This window comes from Bartonella saheliensis, from assembly GCF_902162175.1.
This window is the reverse complement of the sequence record NZ_LR607214.1, coordinates 20244-28333: the sequence shown is the minus strand read 5'-3', so window position 1 is coordinate 28333 and position 8090 is coordinate 20244. Positions and strand designations below refer to the sequence as shown.

General features: G+C 37.1%; 6 protein-coding genes. 4 read left to right on the top strand and 2 right to left on the bottom strand.

Features of this window, described 5'->3' with window-relative positions:
- Both FS875_RS06605 and ssb read right to left on the bottom strand, forming a co-directional pair.
- Positions 1–481, bottom strand: a 481-nt coding sequence (locus tag FS875_RS06605; RefSeq protein ID WP_281282251.1) for a DNA gyrase subunit A, incomplete at its 3' end; no start/stop codon positions are given.
- Between the two features lie 232 nt (positions 482–713).
- Entirely contained in the window at positions 714–1223 is a 510-nt protein-coding gene (gene ssb, locus FS875_RS06600) for a single-stranded DNA-binding protein (protein WP_144754734.1), read from the bottom strand.
- A gap of 331 nt (positions 1224–1554) precedes the next feature.
- Between ssb and uvrA the strand changes: the two genes are divergently transcribed.
- From uvrA to FS875_RS06580, 4 genes are all read left to right on the top strand, one after another.
- Positions 1555–4470 (top strand): excinuclease ABC subunit UvrA, encoded by a 2916-nt coding sequence (gene uvrA / locus FS875_RS06595; protein WP_144754731.1) that lies wholly within the window; start codon positions 1555–1557, stop codon positions 4468–4470.
- A gap of 1091 nt (positions 4471–5561) precedes the next feature.
- Positions 5562–5900 carry a P-II family nitrogen regulator gene (locus FS875_RS06590; RefSeq protein ID WP_144754727.1) on the top strand — a complete coding sequence of 113 codons (339 nt, stop codon included), beginning with the start codon at positions 5562–5564 and terminating at the stop codon, positions 5898–5900.
- A gap of 59 nt (positions 5901–5959) precedes the next feature.
- Positions 5960–7369, top strand: a complete 1410-nt coding sequence (gene glnA / locus FS875_RS06585) for a type I glutamate--ammonia ligase (protein WP_144754724.1) — start codon at positions 5960–5962, stop codon at positions 7367–7369.
- A gap of 155 nt (positions 7370–7524) precedes the next feature.
- The gene (locus tag FS875_RS06580) at positions 7525–8076 is read left to right on the top strand and encodes a hypothetical protein (RefSeq protein ID WP_144754720.1); all 552 of its coding nucleotides are present in this window, start codon (positions 7525–7527) and stop codon (positions 8074–8076) included.
- Positions 8077–8090 lie beyond the last annotated feature (14 nt).

Here is an 8090-nt window from a genome sequence, read left to right as displayed (position 1 = left end):
CACGCCCATCATAATTATCCTGAAAATCAACAGTCTCTTTATCAATATCAACTAACAGCTGTTCTGAAACTTTTTCTAAACGACATTCTGTATAACGCATTGCCGCAGGCGGATCACCATCAACAGAACCAAAATTTCCTTGACCATCAATTAAGGGATTTCGCAAAGAAAAATCCTGTGCCATACGCACCAAAGCATCATAAATTGAAGCATCACCATGGGGATGAAATTTTCCCATAACTTCACCAACAACCCCGGCAGACTTACGATACGGCTTATTAAAAACAAGCCCCATTTCATTCATAGCGTGAAGGATACGTCGATGAACAGGTTTAAGACCATCACGGACATCAGGGAGTGCGCGCGAAACAATGACGCTCATCGCATAATCGAGATAAGAGCGTTGCATTTCATCAATAATGCTGATTGGTTCAATACCGGTCAGCACATCACGTTCTAGCTGTGGAGTAAGATCGGTCACAATTTTAAAACTTTCAAATAAAGAATCACTTCACTTTGTTTATATCGAAAAATACACCAGAATGCTAATTTCTCTCCCATAACGAAGGAGAAATTTAACAATATTTTTCAAGATGTTATTAATTTCTATTAAAAATTACTACTAATAATAAATGATTCCCACTTCGCTAAACTTCAAAAATCTAAAATAAACAAACCATAAAAAAGTCGTAATACTTTAAATTAAAAGACTCTTAGAAAGGGACGTCATCATCCAATTTGTGAGAAAAGCTTTCTTCCACTTGGCTATTATTTTGACCAAAAGTATTTCTCTGGTTTGAGCTACTATCCGCAAAGCCGCCACTATAACTTCCCCCTTGACTTGCTGCTCCTTGCTCCCCACTAGCTCCCCCACGCCCATCAAGCATTTGTAATTCCCCACGATATTTTTGCAAAACAACCTCTGTTGTATAACGATCATTTCCATTTTGATCTTGCCATTTCCGTGTTTGTAACTGCCCCTCGATATAAATTTTACTACCTTTTTTTAAATATTGCTCTGCAATTTTGACAAGGTTCTCATTAAAAATAACAATATTATGCCACTCGGTGCGTTCTTTTCGCTCATTTGTATTCCGATCACGCCAACTTTCCGAAGTAGCAATACGCAGATTTGCCACTTGATCTCCAGAATTCAAACGGCGAATTTCGGGATCTGCCCCGAGATTACCAATCAAAATAACTTTATTAAGGCTACCAGCCATCGCATAAACTCCAAAATTTTAATTCGTAAAACACTGTTATAGAACAGTTATAACCATCTTGACTTTCAATTTACACGTTTATAATTGACCTTCACTATGGATATTGCTACCCTTTCCCAATATTGGATCCAATGTAATTATAACAAAATATGATAACAACGCATAGTTTATTCCATCAATAGAGAATAAAAAGCCGCTCATTTGTATTTTCTTTTCATAAAACTTATACTTTCTTTCTGCGTGAAAACAGTTAAGCACATTTTTATTCTAAAAAAACAGTTTTATTCCATTTCAGAGGTTTAATTTTTGTCACATATGCCAAGGATAAAAGATGACTCATCAAAAATATATCTCCATTCGCGGTGCACGTGAGCATAACCTTAAAAATATTGATCTTGATCTGCCTCGTGATAAACTCATTGTTGTAACAGGACTTTCTGGATCAGGAAAATCATCTTTAGCTTTTGATACAATTTACGCTGAAGGACAACGCCGCTATGTCGAAAGCCTCTCGGCTTATGCACGCCAGTTTCTCGAAGTCATGCAAAAACCAGATGTTGATCGCATAGATGGCCTTTCTCCCGCCATCTCTATTGAACAAAAAACTACCAGCCGCAACCCGCGCTCAACAGTCGGTACTGTCACTGAAATCCACGACTATATGCGTCTCCTCTTTGCTCGTATCGGTATTCCTCATTCCCCTGCTACAGGACGCCCCATTGAAAGCCAAACGGTAACCCAAATGGTTGATCAAATTATGTCCTTACCAGAAGGAACACGAATTTTTATTATGGCCCCCTTAGTGCGCGGTCGAAAGGGAGAATATAAAAAAGAGCTAAACGAGCTTTTAAGAAAAGGTTTTCAACGTGCTAAAGTTGATGGAGAATTCTATGAAATCCCTGATATTCCTCCTCTTGATAAAAAATATAAACATGACATCGATGTTGTGGTAGACCGCATTGTTGTACAACATGATATCACCTCTCGCTTGGCGGATAGTATAGAAACTTGTTTACAGCTAGCAAATGGACTTGCTATTGCTGAAATGGCGGATCAACCCTTGGCACAAAAAGAAACAACAAAAGAAGCTGCTTATAAATCAAAAAACGACACACACAAACGACTTCTTTTTTCAGAAAAGTTTTCCTGCCCTGTATCAGGTTTTTCTATCCCTGAAATTGAACCACGACTCTTTTCATTCAATAATCCTTTTGGAGCCTGTCCTCTCTGCGATGGATTGGGAATCAAAAAGGCAATGGACCCTCAAAAAATTGTACCAAATAAAAATCTTACCTTAAAAGATGGAGCCATTGCCCCTTGGGCTAAATCAGATTCACTTTATTATAGCCAAACCTTAGAAGCTCTGGGCAAAGTTTACGATTTTAAACTCACAAATCAGTGGTGCGAACTCTCTCATGAAGCACAACAAGCTATTCTCTACGGTACAAAAAAAAATGAAATTTCTTTTATCTACAAAAATAACTCTGGTTCGCATAAAATAACTCAACCTTTTGAAGGAATCATCCCCAATATGGAGAGGCGCTGGAAAGAAACCGATTCTGCTTGGTCTCGTGAAGAAATTGAACGTTATATGTCTTCTTCTGCTTGCGAAGCCTGTCATGGTTATCGTTTAAAACCAGAAGCACTTGCTGTAAAAATCCATGGGATGCATATTGGTCAAATATCAGATCTTTCTATTCTAAAAGCAGATGATTGGTTTGCTAATATTCATCAATATCTCACAGAAAAACAACGTAATATCGCGGTACGTATTTTAAAAGAAATTCGCGAACGCCTCGCTTTTTTAAATCACGTAGGGCTTGAATATCTCACTCTCTCTCGAAATTCAGGAACTCTTTCAGGGGGAGAAAGCCAACGCATTCGATTAGCCTCCCAGATTGGTTCTGGTCTTACAGGCGTCCTTTATATTTTAGATGAACCCTCTATCGGTCTACACCAACGTGATAATGAACGTCTTTTGGAAATGCTATGCCATTTGCGCGATCTTGGTAATACAGTTATTGTTGTTGAACATGATGAAGATGCCATTCGCGCAGCAGACTATGTTGTTGATATGGGCCCTGCGGCAGGGGTTCATGGTGGTAAAATCATAGCGCAAGGAACACCACAAAAAGTTATAGAGAATCCAGCCTCTCTCACAGGCCAATATCTTTCAGGAAAAATGGCTGTTAGACTGCCGAGAGAGCGACGCAAAATATCAAAATCAAAAATCCTTAAAGTCATTGGCGCCAAAGGCAATAACCTTAAAAATATCAGTGCAAATATCCCTCTTGGAACTTTCACATGCATAACCGGTGTTTCTGGAGGAGGAAAATCAACATTTCTTATTGAAACGCTTTTCAAAGCAGCATCACACCAGATCATGGGTAGTCATCACAGTCCTGCCTGCTATGATAAGATTGAAGGATTAGAACTTCTTGATAAAGTCATTGATATTAATCAGTCCCCTATTGGACGCACCCCACGCTCTAATCCCGCAACCTATACAGGTGCTTTTACACCAATCCGTGATTGGTTTGCCGAACTTCCAGAATCAAAAGCCCGTGGTTATAAAGCAGGGCGTTTTTCATTTAATGTTAAAGGAGGACGCTGCGAAGCCTGTCAAGGTGATGGTGTCATCAAAATTGAAATGCACTTTTTACCGGATGTCTATGTGACTTGTGATGTCTGTAAAGGAAAGCGCTATAATCGAGAAACACTAGAAATAAAATTCAAAGAGAAATCTATCGCCGATATTTTGGATATGACAATCGAAAAGGCAGAGGAATTTTTCCGCGCTGTTCCGGCTATTCATAATAAAATGGAAACCCTTATTAAAGTGGGATTGGGTTACATAAAAGTAGGACAGCAAGCGACCACGCTTTCTGGTGGGGAAGCACAACGTATAAAACTTGCAAAAGAACTTGCACGCAAAACAACGGGACGTACACTCTATATTTTAGATGAACCAACAACAGGTTTGCATTTTCATGATATTTCCAAACTTCTTGAAGTACTCCACGAACTCGTCGATCAAGGCAACACCGTCATCGTCATTGAACATAACCTTGACGTTATCAAGACAGCCGACTGGATTATTGATTTAGGACCGGAAGGGGGAGATCGTGGGGGTGAAATCGTTGCAATTGGACGTCCTGAAGACATTATTAAGGTTCCCGCTTCCTATACGGGAAAATTTCTAAAAGATGTTTTACTACGCCAATCTCTCTACAATTCCAACTCTTAAAAAGCCACTCTTGAAAGACTTACCTTGTAAGATACAGCATACGAACAAAAACGGTGTTTTTACTGTTGCCTGTAAATTAATTTCTCATGTCCAGCAACATGTTTAAAACAAGGGCTGAAATAATTTTTAGCGTTTTATAAGCTGTTGTAGTTTCGTATTACCCAATAGGAGAACATGCGCATAATTGCGTATCTTTCCTCTATTTGTTTATATCTGAAATGACTAAACAACCTAATTTTAGAAGAATATAAGTTTTAAGGGTATAAAAAGTTTTTATCTTTTCCATTTTCTTTTAATTCATCTTAATCTTGATAATTTTCAAAAACATCCACAGCAAGATCTTATAATAAAAACTGCACATTGCTTTACACTTTTGTTTATCGCGTTCCTTAAGGGATTCATTCCTCACGAAGGGACAAAACGCCCCAAACGCAATAATTTGCATTGCCAATTCCAAGCACTTTTTTTAAAGAGATATTTCTACAATGCTCTAAAGCCCATTTCACGACATCCCCTGTAAATGCTATTTTGATACATCGACTATTGTACACCAGTATCTTTATGTTTATCGACGGAACAAATCGCTACTATCATGATATTTAACCAATATTTGCTACTCCCCATTGCTATTAAAAAGCCCTTGCATTTAATATTCTGTCCATTATAGGCATTTTATTTCTCTCTTAATCGTTTTTATCCACACACTCGTATGACTTATGATATACACTTAATATACAAAGATATCGTTTTAATTGATTGAAGATAAAGAGATCTAAAGTAAAAAAAATCTCATGGTATTAAAGCTTCTCATTCGCTATGAGAATCTTTTTATTATTATAAATCAATATCTTATTCAATAAAAAAGAAAAACAATGCTCTTATTATGTTATTTAAATTCTGTACAAAGAATTGTAAATTTTTTTTCCCAAAAACAATATTTCACTTTATTCTACAAAAAATTCTTCTCCTAGAGCATAGACTATCATTGTTTTCGAGTTTTTGTGTACAAAGTATCTGTTGGACATCTTAGAGTTGTCAATATAATGTGATGCAGTCTAAAAAGACAAAATAACGTTGGAGATAATTTCAGTATGAAAAAAATTGAAGCCATTATAAAGCCTTTCAAACTTGATGAAGTAAAAGAAGCGCTTCAAAAAATTGGACTACATGGTATTACAGTCACAGAAGCAAAAGGTTTTGGTCGTCAAAAGGAACATACAGAACTTTATCGTGGTACGAAATATGTTGTTGACTTTTTACCTAAAGTAAAGATTGAAATTGTTGTATCCGATGAAAAACTGGAGCAAACTGTTGATGCAATACGCAAAGCAGCCCAAACAAAACATATGGGAGATGGAAAGATATTTGTTTTTTCCATTGATGATGCCATTCGTATAGGCACTGACGAAACAGGGATCGATGCTCTTTAATAAACAACAAAAAATTCACCTTTTTTATCACCCTCAACGCCATATTAAGGAAATTGAATATGACAACCGCATCAGATATTATCAAACAGATTGCAGACAACGAAATCCGTTTTGTTGATTTACGTTTTACTGATCCACGAGGAAAATTGCATCACATTACAATGGATATCGCAGAGATCAGCGAAGATACCTTTAGTGATGGTGTTATGTTTGATGGTTCTTCAATTGCTGGTTGGAAAACAATTAATGAATCTGATATGGTTTTAATGCCAGATCCAGCAACAGCGCATATTGATCCTTTTTTTGCTCAATCTACTTTGGTCATATTTTGTGATATCCTTGATCCTGTCTCTGGTGAGTTTTATCGTAGAGATCCTCGTTCTATCGCCAAAAGGGCTGAGGTTTATATGAAATCTTTAGGTATTGGAGATACAATCAATATAGGTCCAGAAGCGGAATTTTTTATTTTTGATGATGTGCGCTATAAAACAGACCCTTACAATACAGGGTTTAAACTTGATTCAAGTGAACTTCCTTCCAATGATGATACGGAATATGAAACAGGTAATCTAGGACATCGTCCACGAATGAAGGGAGGCTATCTTCCTGTCCCACCGATTGATTCCTGCCAAGATATGCGTTCTGAAATGCTCACAGCGCTCAAAGATATGGGCGTTCAGGTTGAAAAACACCATCATGAAGTAGCAGCCGGTCAACATGAATTGGGAATTCGTTTTGATACGCTTGTTCGCGAAGCTGATAAGATGCAAATTTTTAAATATGTCGTGCATCAAATAGCAAACAGTTATGGAAAAACAGCAACTTTTATGCCAAAGCCTATTTTTGGTGACAATGGCTCAGGAATGCATGTTCATATGTCCATTTGGAAAGATGGAAAACCTATTTTTGCGGGAAATGAATATGCCGGGCTCTCAGAAACCTGTTTATTTTTTATCGGTGGTGTTATTAAGCACGCAAAAGCAATCAATGCCTTTACCAATCCATCCACAAACTCCTATAAGCGTTTAGTTCCTGGTTATGAAGCTCCTGTCCTTCTTGCCTATTCGGCACGTAATCGTTCTGCATCTTGTCGTATTCCGATGAGTTCTTCGCCAAATTCAAAACGCGTAGAAGTTCGTTTTCCAGACCCAACAGCAAATCCCTATTTAGCCTTTGCAGCCCTCTTAATGGCTGGTCTTGATGGCATAAAAAACAAAATTCATCCTGGACATGCTATGGATAAAGATCTTTATGATCTTCCCTTAAAAGAACTCAAAGAAATCCCTACCGTTTCAGGAAATCTGCGTGAAGCACTTGAAGCACTCGACAAAGATCGTGGCTTCCTTAAAGCTGGCGATGTTTTTGATGATGATCAGATTAATTCCTTTATTCAAGTAAAGATGCAAGAAGTCTTGCGTTACGAAACAACGCCTCATCCTGTTGAATTTGATATGTACTATTCTGTTTAAACAATAAGTGGGCATTTTTTTATTTTTAAAATGGAGGCAAAAGCCTCCATTTTTGTGGATATTCTCCACATCACGAAGCATAAGTGGCTTTTTGCTTATCTACTTTTCCTTTATAATCATTTTGAATCTCTTCAAATTAATTAACAAGGTTTCTAATGCTGCGAATTTATTTTCTCGTTTCTATTCTTTTATGCATTGTCCTTATCCCATCAACAACTCTAGCACATACAATTAGAAACCAAGAACTCATAACCCTTGAACTTGAAAAAGCAACGTCTGCTTATAGTAAAGCACTTAAAAATGCTGATGCAGATGCCATTTTAAACGCTATCCCCCCCCAAATTATTAACAGCTTAACGGCTAAAAAAAATCTTAGTCAATCACAATTTCAACAAATCATGAAAAGCCAAATTGAACAGTTGGCAGAAAATTATAAGATTGAAAGTATCTATATTGACCAAAAACAAAAACGTGAAGGTAAACTTGATAATGGCATTCCTTATTTTGTTATACCCGTAGAGCTTGTAACCACAACAAATGCTGGAAAAAAATGCTCTATTCAAACTGAAATTATCGCCCTACTTCATAATAACCAATGGTATTTTATCCGAGGTAATGACGACGCAATCTTAAGTATAATCGATGAAGTGTTTCCTGGACTTGAAAAAGTAAAAATCAATCCTCTAAAAATTACAAAAATACAATAATCGAAGAGAGTATT